The sequence below is a fragment of the Marinoscillum pacificum genome (genome assembly GCF_024714495.1).
Lineage (GTDB): Bacteria > Bacteroidota > Bacteroidia > Cytophagales > Cyclobacteriaceae > Marinoscillum > Marinoscillum pacificum.
Genome location: NZ_JAMZMJ010000003.1, coordinates 335,780 through 353,436 on the forward strand (window position 1 = coordinate 335,780; position 17,657 = coordinate 353,436).

16 protein-coding genes are annotated in these 17,657 nt (G+C 41.0%); 3 read left to right on the top strand and 13 right to left on the bottom strand.

The features are described 5' to 3' along the window. Nucleotides 1-40 precede the first annotated feature (40 nt). From NXS00_RS10755 to NXS00_RS10775, 5 genes are all read right to left on the bottom strand, one after another. Entirely contained in the window at nt 41-3,193 is a 3,153-nt protein-coding gene (locus NXS00_RS10755; protein ID WP_258099196.1) for an efflux RND transporter permease subunit, read from the bottom strand. Nucleotides 3,194-3,224: 31 nt separating this feature from the next. Next, complete coding sequence (locus NXS00_RS10760) at nt 3,225-4,337, bottom strand: efflux RND transporter periplasmic adaptor subunit (protein WP_258099197.1); 1,113 nt, start codon at nt 4,335-4,337, stop codon at nt 3,225-3,227. 88 nt (nt 4,338-4,425) lie between these two features. Then, entirely contained in the window at nt 4,426-4,806 is a 381-nt protein-coding gene (locus NXS00_RS10765; protein WP_258099198.1) for a hypothetical protein, read from the bottom strand. 4 nt (nt 4,807-4,810) lie between these two features. Next, nucleotides 4,811-5,062 (bottom strand): hypothetical protein, encoded by a 252-nt coding sequence (locus tag NXS00_RS10770; protein WP_258099199.1) that lies wholly within the window; start codon nt 5,060-5,062, stop codon nt 4,811-4,813. Between the two features lie 144 nt (nt 5,063-5,206). Then, nucleotides 5,207-5,572, bottom strand: a complete 366-nt coding sequence (locus NXS00_RS10775) for a hypothetical protein (protein ID WP_258099200.1) — start codon at nt 5,570-5,572, stop codon at nt 5,207-5,209. A gap of 151 nt (nt 5,573-5,723) precedes the next feature. On the opposite strand from NXS00_RS10775, the gene NXS00_RS10780 reads away from it, so the two are divergent. From NXS00_RS10780 to NXS00_RS10790, 3 genes are all read left to right on the top strand, one after another. Next, nucleotides 5,724-6,104 carry a BlaI/MecI/CopY family transcriptional regulator gene (locus NXS00_RS10780; RefSeq protein ID WP_258099201.1) on the top strand — a complete coding sequence of 127 codons (381 nt, stop codon included), beginning with the start codon at nt 5,724-5,726 and terminating at the stop codon, nt 6,102-6,104. Further along, complete coding sequence (locus NXS00_RS10785) at nt 6,097-7,494, top strand: M23/M56 family metallopeptidase (RefSeq protein WP_258099202.1); 1,398 nt, start codon at nt 6,097-6,099, stop codon at nt 7,492-7,494. Before NXS00_RS10780 ends, NXS00_RS10785 begins: the two co-directional genes overlap by 8 nt. Nucleotides 7,495-7,639: 145 nt before the next feature. Further along, nucleotides 7,640-9,565, top strand: coding sequence for a peptidoglycan DD-metalloendopeptidase family protein (locus NXS00_RS10790; protein WP_258099203.1), 1,926 nt, complete (start codon nt 7,640-7,642; stop codon nt 9,563-9,565). 93 nt (nt 9,566-9,658) lie between these two features. Here NXS00_RS10790 and NXS00_RS10795 read toward each other — a convergent pair whose 3' ends face one another. The 8 genes from NXS00_RS10795 to NXS00_RS10830 all read right to left on the bottom strand — a co-directional run bounded on the left by NXS00_RS10795 (nt 9,659) and on the right by NXS00_RS10830 (nt 17,622). After that, nucleotides 9,659-10,885, bottom strand: coding sequence for a hypothetical protein (locus NXS00_RS10795; protein ID WP_258099204.1), 1,227 nt, complete (start codon nt 10,883-10,885; stop codon nt 9,659-9,661). A gap of 1 nt (nt 10,886) precedes the next feature. Then, nucleotides 10,887-11,381, bottom strand: a complete 495-nt coding sequence (locus NXS00_RS10800) for a hypothetical protein (RefSeq protein ID WP_258099205.1) — start codon at nt 11,379-11,381, stop codon at nt 10,887-10,889. A 21-nt stretch (nt 11,382-11,402) separates the two neighbouring features. Next, a complete protein-coding gene (locus NXS00_RS10805) occupies nt 11,403-12,605 on the bottom strand; it encodes an MFS transporter (protein WP_258099206.1) in 1,203 nt (400 codons plus the stop codon). Nucleotides 12,606-12,623: 18 nt separating this feature from the next. Beyond that, nucleotides 12,624-13,871: a permease gene (locus NXS00_RS10810; protein ID WP_258099207.1), complete on the bottom strand. Its 1,248-nt coding sequence runs from the start codon at nt 13,869-13,871 to the stop codon at nt 12,624-12,626. Nucleotides 13,872-13,993: 122 nt separating this feature from the next. Next, nucleotides 13,994-14,488 carry a DUF3347 domain-containing protein gene (locus tag NXS00_RS10815; protein WP_258099208.1) on the bottom strand — a complete coding sequence of 165 codons (495 nt, stop codon included), beginning with the start codon at nt 14,486-14,488 and terminating at the stop codon, nt 13,994-13,996. A gap of 84 nt (nt 14,489-14,572) precedes the next feature. Continuing rightward, nucleotides 14,573-14,941 (bottom strand): heavy-metal-associated domain-containing protein, encoded by a 369-nt coding sequence (locus tag NXS00_RS10820; protein ID WP_258099209.1) that lies wholly within the window; start codon nt 14,939-14,941, stop codon nt 14,573-14,575. Nucleotides 14,942-14,951: 10 nt separating this feature from the next. Beyond that, nucleotides 14,952-17,153, bottom strand: a complete 2,202-nt coding sequence (locus tag NXS00_RS10825; RefSeq protein ID WP_258099210.1) for a TonB-dependent receptor plug domain-containing protein — start codon at nt 17,151-17,153, stop codon at nt 14,952-14,954. Between the two features lie 67 nt (nt 17,154-17,220). Further along, nucleotides 17,221-17,622 carry an HYC_CC_PP family protein gene (locus NXS00_RS10830; RefSeq protein WP_444701301.1) on the bottom strand — a complete coding sequence of 134 codons (402 nt, stop codon included), beginning with the start codon at nt 17,620-17,622 and terminating at the stop codon, nt 17,221-17,223. Nucleotides 17,623-17,657: the final 35 nt, after the last annotated feature.

Genomic DNA, 17,657 nt, shown 5'->3' on the forward strand with positions numbered 1-17,657 from the left:
GAGTCTTATGATATGTATTTTATATGATAATTTCATGCGGTTATACCGTTTCAGTAAGTTCAAAATCTTCCTCTTCTTCGCTGCTTTGGCGCTTAAACCGTTCGGATAATAAGGCAAAGACATAGTACAAGCCAGGTATGATGATTACCCCGAATACGGTTCCGAAGATCATGCCGCCAGCTGCTGCCGTACCAATGGTTCGGTTGCCTGTAGCACCAGCTCCTGTTGCTATCATTAATGGAATCAAACCTGCGACAAACGCAAATGAGGTCATCAAAATGGGTCTCAAACGCACTTTTGCTCCTTCTATTGCCGCATCAAATGAACTTGCTCCTTCACGGTTTCTGATCGTGGCAAACTCAACGATTAGAATCGCATTTTTTCCTAATAGTCCGATCAACATGATAGCTGCCACCTGTGCATAGATGTTGTTTTGCAGTCCTGTGATGTATAGGAAGAAGTACGCACCAAATATTCCGACCGGAAGCGAAAGTATTACCGGCATTGGTAACAAGAAGCTTTCGTATTGTGCTGATAGTAGGAGGTACACGAATAGCAGACAGATCACGAAAATGATCAGTCCTTCGCTTCCTGAGTTGACTTCATCTCGGGAGATACCTGCCCAGTCAATGTCATACCCTCTTGGTAGGGATGTTTCAGCAACCTCTTGTACTGCAGCTAGTACTTCACCACTACTGTAGCCTGGAGCAGCATCTCCATTCAGCTCGGCAGATGGATACATGTTGTAGCGTGTCACCTGGTCCACACCATATGTTTTCACAATGGACATGAAAGCGGATAATTGTACCGGCTCTCCTTCATCATTGAAAACATGAAGTTTCAATAGGTTTTCTGGTGTATCCCGATATTGCGGAAGCGCCTGTACCATTACCTTGTACATTCGTCCAAAACGCACAAAGTTGCTGGCATATTCACTTCCCAGTAGTGTCTGCAACGTACCCATGATGTCACTGATGGTCACCCCTTTTTGAGCTGCTCTGTCAATGTCCACTTTCATTTCGTACTGCGGATAACTCGCATCGAAAATGGTGAAAGCATAAGCTACTTCAGGTCTATCCATGAGATCCTGCACAAATTGCTTCACGATTGGCTCCATCTTCTTGATGTCATCCTGACCAGACTTGTCTACTACCCGAACCTCAAAACCACTCGCATTACCATATCCAGGCACGGCAGGAGGAGGAAAGAATTCGATTTGCGCATCATTGATGTGCATGGTGCGCTCTTGCAAAATTTCCATGAGCTCCAAGTCAGAAAGTTCACGTTCCTTCCACGGTTTCAGGTTGATCAGACAGGTACCGTAAGATGCTCCAGTACCATCGGATAGAATGTTCGTACCAGCAAGGGTTGAGATGGACTCGATTCCGTCTACTCCTTCACTTGCTTCACGAACTGCATCTACCACGGCTTTGGTACGCTCCAATGTAGCTCCAGGAGGACAGGTGATACTGGCGTAAAACGTGCCTTGATCTTCCGAAGGAATGAAACCCGTAGGAACCGTTTTTGTCAGCAAACCTGTTGCGATGCAGAAAACAACCAGGACCACAAACGTGAGCACTTTTCTATTAACCACTAGTTTTAGAACTTTAGCATACCGGCTTTCCAAACGTTCATATTGATGGTTAAATCCTTTCAGGAATCGGTTGGAGCTGCCATGCTCTCCATTTTTTGGTCTTTTCAAAATGAGAACACAAAGCGCTGGCGTCAATGTCAATGCGGTAGCACCTGATAAGATGATGGCTGTGGCCATGGTCAGGGCAAACTGTTTGTAGAATATTCCGGCAGGTCCGGACATGAAGGTCACCGGAAAGAATACGGCTGACATGACTAGTGTAATAGCAATAATCGCTGCGGTAATTTCTGTCATGGCTGCTTCTGTTGCATTGCCTGGTCCGCGTTTGTTGCCGACCATTTTGGCATGGACTGCCTCTACCACTACGATCGAGTCATCCACCACAATGCCTATGGAGAGTACCAGAGCGAATAAGGTGATCAGGTTTAGTGAGAACCCAAATAGCTGCATGAAGATGAAGGTACCTACCAACGATACCGGCACCGCCAATGCAGGAATCAAGGTTGATCTCCAGTCTTGTAGGAAGATGAAGACAACTAATGAAACCAGAATAAATGCTTCAATGAGTGTCTTTACCACTTCATGAACAGAAGCATCCAAAAACTTACTGACATCATAACTGACTTCATATTCCATTCCCGGAAGGAATGATTCTTCTTTCAACTGTGCAATTCGTTCTTTTACACGACTTATTACTTCACTTGCATTGGATCCGGGAAGCTGCTTGAGCATGATCGCGGCACTCCATTTACCATTAAACTTGGTTTCTACATCAAAGTATGAAGTTCCAAATTCGATATCTGCTACATCGCTGATTCGGAGGATTTTACCTTCCTCATCCGATTTAATAGGGATTCTGGCATATGCAGACTCTTCCTTGTAGCGTCCTTCATAAGTCAGCGTGTATTGCAACATCTGGATTTCATTTCTATCAGAACTTTCTCCAAGTTTTCCAGGAGCAGCTTCAATGTTCTGATTTTCCAGAGCTTCTATGATGTCATCTACCGAGATGCCATAATTGATCATGCGGTCCGGCTTTAGCCAGATACGCATGGCGTACTCTTTAGCTCCCAGAATATCTGCATACCCAATTCCATTGATCCGTTTCAATTCAGGAAGAATGTTCAGGTCAGTGAAATTGTATAGGAACTTTTGATCCAGATTTGGATCGTCACTGTAGATGTTGAGATACATCAACATGGCGTTAACCTCCTTGGCGATTTTCACTCCATTTTGAGTCACCTCAGGAGGAAGCTGTACGGAAGCCACTCGGTTTTGCACGTTGATAGCAGCCACGTTGGGATCTGTCCCCGTTTCAAATAAGATTTGAACAACTCCCATTCCGTCATTACCTGCATCGGAAGACATGTACTTCATGCCCGGTACTCCATTGATGGCACGTTCCAAGGGAATGATCGCTGATTTGGTTACAGTTTCTGCATTAGCACCTGTGAACTCTACTGTTACGTTTACTTCTGGTGGCGCAATTTCTGGAAACTGTGCCATGGGAAGCTTGGTGAGTGCGATGACACCCAGCAATAGGATAATCACCGCAACCACGATTGACAACACCGGTCGGTGTATGAATCTTGCTGTCATAAAAATATTCTTACGTTATCGTGTTAGATGATTATTTCACAGAGGCAATTGACTTGCTGTCTTTGCTATTGGCACGGCTAATGATGTCTCCATCTCGAACGTGTTGTACTCCTTCAGACAGAATCCAGTCACTTGGCTGCACTCCTGATTTGACAACATAAGAATGAGCAATTCTATGAGCTAATTCGAATGGCTGTGCATGGATCTGATTGTTGTCATCCACAACGTACACATAAGTGTTGCCTTGAATTTCGAAAGTAGATTTTTGAGGAACCATCACCACGTGCTCCAGGGTGTTTTCCCATAGGATTTTACCTGTACCTCCGTGTTTCAGGATTTGGTCATCATTGCTGAATCGAGCTCTGAAAGCAATGTTTCCAGTTGATTTGTCAATCTCGCCTTCTACAGTTTCTATGTAGCCTTCTTTAGCATATTGTGCACCATTCGCAAGGCGAAGTGATACTGCTTGCTTTTGCTCCATAGATCCTGAAGTTACATAGTCCAGATAATCACGCTCAGATACATTGAAGTATACAAATACTTCATTGTCATTGGCAATGGAAGTAAGCGGAGTGCCTTCTTCTACCAAACTTCCCGGACGATACGGAATTCTGTTAATGATGCCATCAAAAGGTGCTCTGATGTCTGTGAACGACAAGTTGAGCTGAGCCAGATCACGGCGAGTTTCCGCCTCTTCCAGCTGTGCCTGAAGTCCTTCAACTTTTGCGGTAGCCAATTCATATTCGGTTTGTGAGACAATGCCCTTTTGCTTAAGTGAACTAATGTTCTTCATTTCTAGTTGGGCAGTTTTCAGCTCCGCTTCGGTAGTTTTCATGCTTGCAGCAGCACTACGAAGATCCTGTTCATAAATATGACTGGATAGACTGAAGAGAAGGTCTCCTTTTTTTACTCTTTTACCCTCATCGGTATGTACTTTCTTTAGATATCCAGTGATTCTGGATCTGATTTGTACATTGGCGATGGAATAGATTTCACCCACATATTCTGTAGTATAAGAGGTGTCAGATTGAATAGGGTGTATTACCTCAAATGATTTAATAGATTCTTTTTTGACAGGTTCTGAGCATGCGGTGATCCAAAAGGATATAGCAATTCCTGTCATCAAATTGATGAAATTTCTCATTGTATAATTAAAGTTAGGTGATGATCAAATGACCATCACCGATTAAAAGCTTGTTTAAAACACTGTTTTAACTGGTTGGGGCCAGTACTCAAGCTTTTGGGGGTGGGGGAGTAATCTCTGGAGAGAATTGCTCCCACAATGATTTATTTCTAGATAAGAATTTTGTTTGAGTGATTATTGAAGGAAATGTGATTTTCTTAGAAAGACAATCATAGAAGTCAAAGCTCTTTTTTACCTTGGATAGACTGCTTTGTTCGGTATCCTGTTCATCGTGCTCTGGAATGGCATTGTCTATATTGGCTATTTCTTCCAACACAATCTCTACGATACTTTCCATGTCATTAACGGCAAGATCTTCCTCTTCGTAATCTGGTTGTCCATCAGGGGCATCCACACTAAAGTTGAGGATGTTCAATGCTACGAACAACCAGATAAATCGAGTAAAAGTGATATGTCGGAAGGTTTTCAAAAGATTAGACCAATTCTCTTGCGATTCTTCCTATTACATTTTCAAGACTTCCTATGTAGGTGGTATACATAACCACCTTTGGTTCAGGGCTGTCATATATATGATGTACGTCAAGTACCTCATAGATTTTTGTTTGCCCATTGTTGTCATTTACAGATATTTTTTCATGAATTCTTGGGAGTTTGAGGAATTGATGAATCGCAGTATTGTTGGTTTTTCCCTCGTCGTTTATTTCAATTAATTCTACAGTTGTCATTATTAATGATGATTTGATTGTTGGATTTTATCCATGACATAGCCGTTTCAACCTGTATGAATAATTCACAGGCAAAACAGAATGCTTGGATGGTTTTAAAATGAATAGATGATTAGGAGTCCTAATCAGAGATAAAATGACAAGCTAGACTTGTGGGGGATGGGGATTCACAGCAAAGTATGGTTCGGAGTAATCCGAAGGTATATAACCAATTGGCTCAAATGTTTTGACAAATGTTTGCGTTTCAAATATGAAAGTCGGTATTGGGATGATATGATTCAGCCCAACGAAACAGGTATTAGCCTCTGGATCAGGTTCGTCTTCTTCAGACATCACATTTCCCTGATCAAGTACTACTTCAAACACTAACTCTATAATGGATTCGATTTCGTTCACATTAGGGTCAAATTGCTCCGGATGATCCGCTACGTCCACAGACAAGTTGATCATGTAAATAGCCAGAACTATTGACACAGTGCGTACTACATATTTATTTATGAATCGAATCATTAGGTTAAAAGTACTACTAAAACGGTTTGATTATCAAATGTCTTTACAGGAAATCTTACTGAAGGAGTATGAATGGCAGTTCAGGGAGCATAATTTGATTATTACTATAAAAATAGTTGTATAACTATAAATATAGTAATATACTTGCTTCATGAAAGCGTTAACCAAAGCTGAAGAGCAAGTAATGAAGTATCTGTGGGAGATGGGTACTGGGTATCTGAAAGACATTGTCGCTCAATACCCTGATCCAGCTCCTGCATATACTACGGTTTCTACCGTGGTAAATGTATTAGTAAAGAAGAAGTTTATCGGATTTGAGACTCATGGCAAGTCGAAAGAGTATCGTCCATTAGTTTCCAAAGAGTCTTATGCTAAGGAGTCTATTGAAGGTATGGTTCATACTTTCTTCAATGACAGCCCTAAGCAGTTTGCATCATTTTTCACACAAGAGAGTAAACTTAGTGTAGATGAGCTTAAAGAACTTCAGGATATGATTGCTGCTGAAATCAAAAAACAAGAGAAAAATGGCTGATTGGCTGATATACCTGGCTAAGGTGATTAGCTTTCAAGCAGCTATGATCATTTTCTACCTTGTTTTCCTAAGGCAGTTGACCTTCTATGGATTCAATCGAGGTTTTTTAATGGGTACTTTGGTACTTGGTTTTATTCTACCTCTGATGCAACTTGAAGGTGAGCCTCTTGATCAAGTAAATGATGAAATCGTAAACCAGGTTGGAGCAACACTTATTGCCAGTCAAATTGAAGTGATTCAGGAGATAGAGCCAGTTACTAATATCAATTGGTCAGTTGTAGTCCTTCTTTTTTATCTATCTGGTTTAGGTATAATGGCTCAGCGCTTTTTTACGAATCTGAATAGGATTCGGATTTTAGAAAATGAATTACCTCTTATTCATAAGGTTGGACTAGTTCAGGTGTTTAGAACTCTATTTACTCAGCCATTTTCCTTTTTCAATTCGGTTTTTATTCCTCGTCAAGTAGAAGGTACTCCGGAAATGGAACTAGTGATGACTCATGAACTACAGCATGTACGATTTGGTCATTCGTATGATCGCATGTTAGTCGATTTCATGATTGTTCTTCTTTGGTTCAACCCTTTCATTTATTTACTGAGGAAGTGTTTGATCGAAGTACACGAATACCAGGTGGATGCTGCAGTTACCAGCACTCCTCAATCAAAAGTTACTTATCAAATGTCATTGGTGAATCTAGCTGGAGGAGGTTTTTCAGGTCCGGTTAACTTCTTCAATTTTTCAACGATTAAAAGAAGAATACAGATGATGAATCGAAATAAATCAAAGAAAGTGTCTTTGGTACGTTTGGTACTCTTGGTGCCAATTTTGTGTGGCTTGATGGTCTTGTTTTCATTCAAAATGAATTCTACCATCAATCAGGTAAATGTTTTACAATCCAATGATGAGAATTCTTTCAAGGAAATGGGAGATGAGCGGCCATCTATTATGCCAGTCGGAAGTGGTCAGGAGTTTCATGTTTCATCTGGAGTTGGGAAACGTACTGACCCAATATTAAAAGTTCAAAGATGGCACTTGGGACTCGACGTATCTGCTAAGATTGGAACAACAGTAATTGCTACTGGCGATGGAAGAGTGGTAGAAGTAGAGAAAAAAGCCACTGGGTATGGCTGGTATATTGTGATCCAACACAGTGAGATGTATAAAACGAGATACGCTCATTTGTCAGCACAACATGTGAAGGTTGGTGAGATGGTTAAAAAGGGACAAATGATAGGTGAAGTAGGGAATTCGGGTAAATCAGTGCATCCACATCTTCATTATGAAGTAATGGAAAATGATGTTCATGTGAATCCTGTTGATTTTATCGAGGATTATGTTTTTTCAGAAGCTTATTGTGAGGAGGAATTGGAATCAATGGATGGCGGTTAATATTAAGATTTTGATAGGTTGAATTGAGTTATTTCTATTCTAGATAGTAGCACGCGTTATTGAAATTTGCTTAGGCAGGTTGATCAATAATTAAAAAAGAATTAAAACAAAGAAGTCTAAAACGAGTACCAGGATGTCTGATTGGATGATATACTTAATCAAAGTGGCCAGCTTTCAAGCGGTGATGGTCATGTTCTACATGATTTTTCTTCGTCGGTTGACCTTCTACGGGTTTAATCGAGCGTTCTTGATTGGAGCCCTTTCAATCGGGTTTTTACTGCCATTGGTACATGTGGAGGACAAACCGGTTTATCAAGCCAATGAAGAATTGGTGAACATGATCGGGACAAAACTAATTGCTGAGCCAATTCAGGTGATGGAGGAGGTTAAACCCTCTTTCGAGATCAATTGGACACTTATGCTGCTGATGCTCTATGGACTAGGAGTATTGCTTTTGACTCAGCGCTTTCTATCAAATTTTAACAAGATCAGAAAATTCAAATATGGACATCAATTAATTAACAAAATTGGAGCAATTGAAGTGTTCAGAACACCTTTTGCCCAGCCGTTTTCTTTTTTCAAATCCGTGTTTATCCCTCAGCAGGTAGAGGAAACTCCGGAAATGGAATTGGTCATGGCTCACGAACTACAACATGTACGGTTTGGTCATTCTTATGATCGCATGTTGGTCGATTTCATGATTGTTCTTCTTTGGTTCAACCCTTTCATTTATTTACTGAGGAAGTGTTTGATCGAGGTACACGAATACCAGGTGGATGCTGCTGTAACAAGCACTCCTCAATCCAGAATTGCCTACCAAATGTCTTTGGTGAGCTTGGCTGGAGGCGGTTTTTCGGGCCCAGTTAGCTTCTTCAATTTTTCAACAATTAAAAGAAGAATACAGATGATGAATCGAAATAAATCTAGCAAAGTGTCCTTAATGAGTTTGACACTTTTATTCCCAATGTTATTTGGGTTGGTGGTATTGTTTTCATTTAAAATGAAATCCAGTGTCAAGCCTTTGATAGAATTGCCGACCAAGGTTAAGGTGTTTTCGGAGGACTTGCGAGGAGAGAAACCTTCGATATTCCCGGTGTCCACAGATGAAGGAAAAATCAAGGTGTCTTCAACGTTTGGAATGCGTACGCATCCAATTGATAAGGAACGTCAAATGCATCGTGGGATCGATATTGCAGGAAAAACCGGGACATCCATAATTGCTGCTGGAGATGGAGAAGTGGTTGAAGTAGAGAATCAACCAAATGGATATGGTAAGTTCATTGTGATTAAGCATGATGACACCTACAAAACCAAATATGCACAGCTTTCTGAGCAGTTAGTTAAGGTTGGTGATCAGGTCAAAAAAGGTCAAAAAATAGCTGAAATGGGAAGTTCAGGGAAATCAACTGCTCCTCATTTACACTATGAAGTAATGGAGAATGGTAAGCCAGTCGATCCAGTTAAGTTTATCAATAACTATTCTTTTTCGCAGGTGAGAATTGAACAGAGTAGGAGTCTTGCGGAAGCTGAAAGAGAGGCTGCTGAAAAACAGGCCTTATTGGCTCGCGCTGAAATGACTGAAGTCGAAAAGCAACGTATAGAGGCAGCGAGAGCACAGCAACTTGCGGAATTGGAAAGAAAAGTAGCTGAAGAATCTCTTCATAGAGAAGCAGCTGACCTTCAAAGGGAAAAGGCTGAGCTACAGCATGAAAAGGCAGAATTGCAACGTGCCAAGGAACTCGAACAACAATCTCTTAAAGAGTCAATGCCAATGATAATTGAAGTTCCGGATGAGGTGGAAGTTATCAAAGAGCAAGAATTTCCTGTTGTTGTGGAGCAACCGTTAGTTCCAGAGGTGCCTGTACGACCAGGAACGCCTGAAATTGTTGAGGAGGAAATCGTTGTAGAGCAGGAATATCCAGTTATAATGGAACAACCAATAATTGAAGAAGTTATTCACGAACAAGAATACCCGGTCATTCGTGAGGTAGATTTGGATAAAGATAAAAACAAGAATAAGTCTAAGGACAAGAGCAAAGAAAAGTCTAAAGACAAGGAGAAGGATAACTAATCCTACCTTTCTGTCGTGTCGACGAAGGAGACTTCTGTTTTATAAAGAGCAAAGCAAAGCAGATCTCTTCTTCGTCGAGATGACACATGAAAATTATAATGTGATTTTAGCCATTTTAATGTTGGTGCTGTCACTAGCTAATGAAGTCCAGGCAAAAAAGACCTCTTGATTCACTTTGGCCATTTGAGGGAAACCACTACCTCTCGACTCACTTGTTTTACTAATGACAACTGGGGCTTCGGTGCTTCCATTGGTGAAGACCTTTTGTGCTTTGATGATGGTCTCTCCATTGTTCTGAGTTAGCCAACTTACCATAGCTGATTGCTTGTTTAGCATCACTAAGTCCACACGACCAAGTGGCATGGACTGATCGAGCGTTATGGATTGACCAAAATTTTCACCTGCGTCATTTGAGAAAATTACTTTCACCTGAGGTTGACCTTTTGCGGCCGTAAACCAGGCAACTCCTAACACATTATCTATAGCGTCAGCTCGAGGACCGTTTACGGGGCATCCAGCGATGTTCCAATTATCCTGAGCTATTGGAGAAGGATAAGACCACTCGCCATTTACTTTACGAGTTACGTAGATATCCCTTATTTCTAGTTCAGAGCGGTCTCTATAAACGAAGACAGGACCTTTAGAAGTTATTGCTCCTCCAGTTTGGCAGCAATCACATGTTCTGTTGTCTAGTTCAAACTCCTCGGAAATGGTACCATCTAAGCCAATTACAGCCGTTCTCAGTGTCATTGCTCCAGCACCATGTCCATGATTGTCATGACTATCTCCTCCAGTATTTCTACCGTCGAGCCAGGCAACTTGAAAAGTACTATCAGTCAAAGGGAGCATAGTTACAAAGCCATGTTCTGTTGGTGTACCATCGGTATGGGGAATGAAGCTTTTTGACCAATCACTTTTCTTTTGAGTAAGCAGGTTGACATCATAAGAGTAAGTTCCTGATGCACTTTTGGCTAAGAAATGAGCCATTCGTCCTTGTTGGGTTGCTGCAATCATCGGGTAATCTGCCCAGTTGACAAACCAATCATCTCCTTGAGCAATTTCAACTGGAGTAGACCATTGATCATTGCTGAAAGTAGCGAATTTCAAAATAGTAGTGTCACTTGTTTTCTCCACCCAGGAATGAAGCAAATCACCATTTTTATCTATTGTCAGATAGGGGAGATTAGCTCCTACCTGATGTGGAGTAGCGATTTCTGTCAGAACTGGTTTAATGGAAGCTGATTCTCTGTTTTCTGGTTGCGAACAGTAAGCTAAAGTACAAGTCAAACAAATAAAGAATGCTTTTGATGTCAATTTCATATTACTGATAGGTCTCTTCTATTTTCTCAACAAGTTTTTCAACTCGTTGAAAATCAGCTTTATTATTTATGATATAGTTTAATTGATACGGCTGTCCTTTATGACTGAACTTGATTTCATTGTTTCCTCCATGATGAATTCCATATACTTCTCTGGACATTCCGGCGTATTCATCTACGTATATTGTTAATCCTTCCAATTCTTTAAAAGGCAGTATTGAGTCTCCTAGCTTAAAACTATTTTCGGTAATGATGAATTGAGCTCCTCTGTCTCCATAAGCGGTGATACCCATATACTTATCATCATAATTTTTCATTTTTAGCAATGTGACTATTAAAGAAATGGCCCCAATAATTGTTACACCAATTCCTAGTACGCCCACAAGGGTTAAATAGAGAATTACAAGAATTGCCAGTATGATTGTGCCATTGTATACCAGTCGTTTTCGAGCTTTTTTCTTGGAGCGCTCAAAAATGTAAGTTTTGTATTCTTCCATTGATAATTGTATTAGTTAATGTCATTTATTAGTCATTCGTATTTGTATGATGATTGCTGAAAAAATAGTCACCAGTCCAATGGAAAGAATGGCTGCATTCAACCCCAAAAGATCTCCGATAATTCCTGAAGCTAATGCCCCTATGGCATAACCTCCATCTCTCCAGAGCCTAAAGATACCGATACTTTTAGGACGTTCGGTAGGTGAGGTATAATCTGCAATGGCCGCTAAGAAAGTAGGGTAAACAATGGCAGTTCCAATTCCTAACAGCACACCAATCGAAGCGATCTGCCAGAAGTGTGTTGAGTAGGTTAAAAGGATAATGGCGAGTCCCTGAAAAAGCATTCCCAGAGCAAGTAGTACTTTTTTAGAATAAAGGTCTGCTAGTTTTCCGGTAATCAATTGACTAACTCCCCATACAGAAGGATAGATGGCTACTAATAGGGCTGTCTGCTCTAGCTTGAAACCTAGCGAGGATAACAGAAGAGGCAATAGCCCCCAGATCATTCCATCATTGAGGTTGTTCACCATTCCTGCCTGTGAAATGCTGCCAAGGTTTGGGTCTTTGAACGAAACCTCCCAAAAGGATTTAGGTTTAGTCAATTGATTTGATTCATCAGTTTCTTGTTTTACATGTAGTCTGGTGTCTTTTACTAGAAAAATAGAGCTTATAAGTCCCAGAATACTCAATGCAATGCCGATGTAGAACGGGTAGGGGATCAGTCCATATTCGCTTGCTATCCAACCACTAAGAAACGCCACTCCACCAACAGCCAGGTATCCAGCAGATTCATTGATTCCCATGGCTAGTCCTCGATTCTTTGGGCCAACAAGATCGATTTTCATAATGACTGTGCTGGACCAGGTTAGTCCCTGATTGATTCCCAAAAGAATGTTAGCAACGACTATCCACCACCAGCTTTCTGCATGGATAATCATAAAGGGTATGGGTAATGCAATGATCCACCCAATAATTAAGAGATTTCGTCTTCCTGTTCGATTGGCAAAAGCTCCTGTGTAATAATTGGTGATGGCTTTCGAGAGGCCAAAGGACACGATGAACGAGAGGATAGCGCTTTTACCGTCGATTCCGAAATTGCTTGCTGCTAAGTCTGGAAGTATGGTGCGCTCCATTCCCACCATGCCTCCAACAAATGCATTGACAATCACCAGTATGGTGAATTGCTTCCAGTTTTCTTTAAGGCCTAGTTGGGGAGTGCTCAATTATGCATTCTGATTTAGCTACAATATTAAGAATTTCAACACCAAACCAACAGCTAACCAGGCATAGGAAGCAAAGGCCAGTACCTTCAATACTTTTTCCATAATGGGACTCTTTGGAGCCATTTCATGGTGATGGCCAGCGTGTTTGCTAGTTTTTGCCTTATAGAATAAGAACCCTGAAAGGATGAGGAATCCAAAGTTCATAAAAGTGGTGTAGTTCCATTGGAAATGTTCTTGCTCTGTAATACTGTTTTCGGCTCCTTGCGGTAATGCTGAGAATAGATCTAACCCATAATGCAGGATTAGGGAAGTTCCCACCAATGCTGAAAAAAGTAGGAATATAATGAATAGTGACATCTTCCAGCCATAGTATTTGGCATTGATTCTAAGGACTGGGAATACCACCAGATCGCTAAAAATAAACGCCATCACGCCAGCAAAACTTACTCCATTGTCATATAACAGTGCAGCCAGAGGGATATTTCCCATCGATCCAATGAAAGTAATGAATGCAACCAAAGGGCCTACCACTACATGTTCTAAAAGAGTGAAAAAGGAGTAATCCCCATCTCCTCCGGTATTGATAAATAAGGTCTGAAAAAAGCTTTGTGGCACGAAGGCCGCTATTAACCCGGCGATAGTGAAACCAATGGTGACATCCTTCCAAACCATGTTCCACTCCATGATGTATTTGTGACCGACCATATCCCATTTGCTGCCTTGATGATCATGGTGGCTATGGTTCATCTCGTGATGGTCATGCTCCTGGTGATTATGATGTTCGTCGTGTTCTGAATTACCTGTGAGTTGATTGAGGTTGTCTTTCGCTTTTTGAATAAGACCATTCGGCTTGATTAAGAATACCATCAGCCATGAGATTAGGATAAGTAGAACACCTCCTGCGTATTCACCAACGATGAACTGCCACCCCAGGAATATAGAGATCACAATTCCTAGCTCAATCACCAGGTTGGTAGAAGCTAATAAGAAACCAATAGAAGCGATGAAACTGGCTCCTTTTTGAAAGAGTGTTTTGGTAGTAGCTAAAGCCGAAAAGCTGCAAGAGCTACTGATGAAACCAAAAAAGGAAGCCATGGACATGCTCTTCAAACTACCATCTCCCATTAGGTTTTTCATCTTGTCTTCGCTGACAAAGACCTGAATTAAGCTGCTTACCGCATACCCAAGAATAAAAGCCCAAAGAGCCATCCAAAAAAATCCTGTAGAAGTGTATGCCGCTTCAGCCCATTTTTCATAAAAAGTCATCTAAAAAGCTGTTGTTGATTGTCAATAGTTACTTAATAACTACCATCAATGGTGATTAGTTGTTTGATGAACTGTATGTATTTACATAGGCGGTTAACATGGTGGTTAACCGCCTTAAAAGCTTAAATCTCTTCCTCTACTTTACCACATTTCAGCATCATATCGCCGAAGTATGGATTTCTAATCTCGGAAGATTTACTTAGCCAGTTAGCTCCAGTATTGTCAAACGCCATAGGGCAGTATTGTACATATACTTTGCTAGTTAACTCAGCTTTTTTCACTTCAGGAATGAAAGCTGTAGTCAGCTCATAGAAGGCTGCACGCTGCACTTTGATGTCCTCACTGCCAGCGATTTTATCAGAGCTAGCAACTAAACTTTCAAACCCAGCTTTTTTCAATTCTGTTGAAAGTGTTGCTGCTGCGTCTTTAGCTTTAGCTGCATCTGTTGCTACAAAAGCGTCTTTCAATGACATGTAAGCATCTACTGAGGCGGATAAGTCTGCTTTTTGTTCTACAGTAACTGTTTCGGCTGTCGCTTCAGCAGTTGAAGATTCTTGTTTCGGGCTAGAGCATGCTAGTAAAGTAGCTGCTAATGCGAGTGTTAAAATAGTTTTCATTGTTTGTTATGTTCAATTTAAGTTCGGATAGATACTGTAAGGCATAAAAAAAGATGGTCGTGAGTATGCTCACGACCAATACTCTTAATGATGTCCATCTCCGTGTGCTCCGTCTTTGCAGCAGAACGGAAGATTTTCATATGCTTTTGCATCTCTTTTGATATCATCGGCATTGTATCCGACTTTAGCAACACGTTTTCTAATGGTTTCAGGAGTGGTCTTCTTATCGTTGTAGACTACTGTCAATATTTTGGTATCAACATCCAGATTGACATCCTTTACGCCTTTTTCGAAAACCAAATCACTCTCTATCGCTTCTTTGCACATTTCGCAAACTGCTGAAGTTTTGATTTCTACTTTGTATCCGTTTTCAACTTTCACTGCCTCTTTTTGAGCAAATACTGCCAGGCTGATGAACAGCAGGCTGAGTGTTGTTATTACTTGATATTTCATAGTGCTAAATTTATTTTCTGTCAATAGTGTATCTAAATCCGGCATAGATCATTCTTCCGGCAACTGGTGCCCATACTATGGAGGCATCAAAATCATTGCCAAAAGGGTTTTGTGAGTCTATGATTGGATTGTCTTGTTTGTAATTCAATAAATTTTCTGACCCTAGGTAGATGCTACCCCATCTAAATCCTCTGCTCATTTGTGCGTTTAGCAGGAAGTAGTCCGGAGTGCTTGACGCTACCTGGAATGCTGATGGTTTGTCAGAAGTATTTGGCAATCTTTTCGTACCAAACCACTGCAAGGTGGCATCTGCTTTCCATTTGTCATATTTGGTCGCATAAGATGCGTTTAGGAATAAACGGTCTTTTGAGATATATGGGATGTTTCTCAAAGTTCCGTTGATGGTCGTTCGGACATCATAATACTTGTAAGCTGTTTTGAATCCAAAGAATTCATTGAGCTGATATTTGGCTTCAATCTGGAAGCTATGAGCATAAGAGTTACCATTCAGATTGTAAATCATTACCCGGTTTGAATTCTGATCCATATCGTAAATCAATTGATTCTGGAAAGTGGTGTAGAAGTAATCACCAATAAGATCGATTTTCTTACCGCCTACTTGCAAAGTGGTGGTGATACTACCGCCCATATTCCAGGAGATTTCTGGATCCAGATCTTCTGTCACCACAAGTTGTCTATTGGAAACCAATGTGTTGATGTTCTCAATCACAGGATTACCAACTCGATACCCACGTCCAATCGCCAATCTAATAGCTGTATTGTCAGAAATCTGGTAGCGTGTATGAAGTCTTGGAGTAACAAAGGTTCCATACAAATTGTGAAAGTCCACACGTCCACCTACGATCAAACTAAACTTGTCTCCTGGTAAGTACGAATATTCAAAAAATGCCCCGGGAACAATCTCCGTTCTGATAAACGCTGAATCAGCATATACTTCATCAAAATCATCGTAAAGTATGCTTGCGCCAGTTTTGTATTGGTGAAAGGTGTTGCCGATGATGTTTTGGTAAATGGCATTACCATAGAGTGTTTTCTCTTTGCCAAAATAAGCATCTCGTCCAAATCCGGCATCAATGTCTGTGTAAGCTCCGGAATAAATGAATCCAAATCCCTGGTAAGGTTTGCTAGGAAACAGAATGCCGGTTTTACCAAATACCTCCACTCTGGTGGTTTGATTCATAAAGCCATATTCTGGCGAGGTTTTGAAGTCTTCACCGAAATCATATCCTAATTGACCACCAGCTTTTTCATCACGCATTACCTGCACACCGATTTGAGACATGATGCGTTCTCCTGTGTATTTGTATCGGTTCATGAAGTTGATTTGTCGGGATTTAGGTAAATCCATAAATCCATCATCATTGCCATCTATTTCAGTCCCTAAATAGTTTGAATGGAGAAGAAACGCGGTGCTCCATTTATCATTCAAGTTGGTGGCGTGGTTGGCATTCATTTCCACTCTTCCAAAAGAATTGACATACCCATTGAGATACAATTTTTCACTGTTCTCTGGCTTTTTAAGTTCTACATTCAGCTGGCCAGTCATCGATTCATATCCGTTGACGACTGTTCCGGCACCTTTTCCTACATCAATGGATTGTACCCAGGTTCCGGGAACATATCCAAGTCCATATCGCCCAATCAATCCGCGGACATGTGGTACATTTTCTCTATTAATTTGTACATATCGGCCGTCTAAGCCAAGCATACGAATGGTCTTTGCACCACTCACTGCATCCGTGAAAGAGACGTCAACAGAAGCATTGGTCTCAAAACTTTCAGACAAGTTACAGCAGGCAGCTTTGGTCAGTTCTCCTGCCGAGATGATCTCTACATGTTTGGCTTCTAACTTGTCCATAAAAGTGGATGAACCAGTCACTACCACTTCATTTAAGGCTTCTTCTGACTCGTCCAACATCACGTGAAGTGGTGAGTTACCCGAAGGCTTAATGATTTTGGGTTCAAATCCCGTGTAAGAGATGATAATATTCGATTGAGCATTTTGAAGTGTCAGGCTAAACTTGCCCTCCACATTAGTGATGACTCCATTTTGGGTGTTCTCTTCCAGTACGGTTGCCCCAATTAGCGGTTCGTGGTTCTGATCAGCGACCATGCCTGAGATGGTTTGCGCTACAGCGAACTGGGCTAGCATACCAAAGAATAGTATGATAAAATATCTAAGTGTAAACATGATTAATCTTTAAATGAAAAATTCGGACAGGCAATAGCAATTGCCTCAATGAACTTCATTGAAAGATTTATAGAAGAAATGACTGAATCAGAACTGGTATGTCCTGCTCAATCAGAGGGGGTTTGTAGTTTTGGTAAGCTACCTGATGTGTGGGAGCTGTCAGAGCATTGAAGTCTAACAGTACATAAGTAAACGCATGTAGCAGGTGAAAATCTGTACCCAGATCAAACGCGAAAGCAGTAGCAGATAGATCATCCACTTTAAACTCCTCATGCGTATCCTTACAACAATTTGGAGGGCACACCTCTTCGTCCATTCCAAGTAAGTCAGCACAGCTTTTACTCTCCTGAAAATATGCTACATCCTGAACACGACCCATGCAATAGTGCTTGTGCATGGTCACGCCCATAGTCGATACTACCAGGAGTAGTGCCATGAAAAGGTGCGCTATTTGCTTAATGAGTTGCATTTACAATACAAATATACGTAAATGTGACTAGTAAG

What these genes read in the sequence shown, in the direction of transcription:
- NXS00_RS10755 (WP_258099196.1), bottom strand. Translation starts at nt 3,193, where the DNA reads ATGACAGCAAGATTCATACACCGACCGGTGTTGTCAATCGTGGTTGCG.
- NXS00_RS10760 (WP_258099197.1), bottom strand. Translation starts at nt 4,337, where the DNA reads ATGAGAAATTTCATCAATTTGATGACAGGAATTGCTATATCCTTTTGG.
- NXS00_RS10770 (WP_258099199.1), bottom strand. Translation starts at nt 5,062, where the DNA reads ATGACAACTGTAGAATTAATTGAAATAAACGACGAGGGAAAAACCAAC.
- NXS00_RS10775 (WP_258099200.1), bottom strand. Translation starts at nt 5,572, where the DNA reads ATGATTCGATTCATAAATAAATATGTAGTACGCACTGTGTCAATAGTT.
- NXS00_RS10780 (WP_258099201.1), top strand. Translation starts at nt 5,724, where the DNA reads ATGAAAGCGTTAACCAAAGCTGAAGAGCAAGTAATGAAGTATCTGTGG.
- NXS00_RS10785 (WP_258099202.1), top strand. Translation starts at nt 6,097, where the DNA reads ATGGCTGATTGGCTGATATACCTGGCTAAGGTGATTAGCTTTCAAGCA.
- NXS00_RS10790 (WP_258099203.1), top strand. Translation starts at nt 7,640, where the DNA reads ATGATATACTTAATCAAAGTGGCCAGCTTTCAAGCGGTGATGGTCATG.
- NXS00_RS10795 (WP_258099204.1), bottom strand. Translation starts at nt 10,885, where the DNA reads ATGAAATTGACATCAAAAGCATTCTTTATTTGTTTGACTTGTACTTTA.
- NXS00_RS10800 (WP_258099205.1), bottom strand. Translation starts at nt 11,381, where the DNA reads ATGGAAGAATACAAAACTTACATTTTTGAGCGCTCCAAGAAAAAAGCT.
- NXS00_RS10810 (WP_258099207.1), bottom strand. Translation starts at nt 13,871, where the DNA reads ATGACTTTTTATGAAAAATGGGCTGAAGCGGCATACACTTCTACAGGA.
- NXS00_RS10815 (WP_258099208.1), bottom strand. Translation starts at nt 14,488, where the DNA reads ATGAAAACTATTTTAACACTCGCATTAGCAGCTACTTTACTAGCATGC.
- NXS00_RS10820 (WP_258099209.1), bottom strand. Translation starts at nt 14,941, where the DNA reads ATGAAATATCAAGTAATAACAACACTCAGCCTGCTGTTCATCAGCCTG.
- NXS00_RS10825 (WP_258099210.1), bottom strand. Translation starts at nt 17,153, where the DNA reads ATGTTTACACTTAGATATTTTATCATACTATTCTTTGGTATGCTAGCC.
- NXS00_RS10830 (WP_444701301.1), bottom strand. Translation starts at nt 17,622, where the DNA reads ATGCAACTCATTAAGCAAATAGCGCACCTTTTCATGGCACTACTCCTG.